Genomic DNA, 218 nt, shown 5'->3' on the forward strand with positions numbered 1-218 from the left:
ACCTCACGATGTCCAACCGTGATTAGCCCACCTTCGTGCTCCTCCGTTACGCTTTGGGAGGAGACCGCCCCAGTCAAACTACCCACCAGGCACTGTCCGCAACCCCGATTAGGGGTCGACGTTAGAACATCAACACTACAAGGGTGGTATTTCAAGGACGGCTCCACGCAATCTAGCGACTGCGCTTCAAAGCCTCCCACCTATCCTACACATGTAGG

The 218-nt window shown here is 55.5% G+C and carries 1 rRNA gene; it reads right to left on the minus strand.

Going from position 1 to position 218, the window contains the following annotated elements:
* Nucleotides 1–218: ribosomal RNA gene (locus IQR33_RS09085) — 23S ribosomal RNA — on the minus strand; the annotation flags it as partial.

This window comes from Vibrio sp. OPT46 (genome assembly GCF_015163535.1).
GTDB lineage: Bacteria > Pseudomonadota > Gammaproteobacteria > Enterobacterales > Vibrionaceae > Vibrio > Vibrio alginolyticus.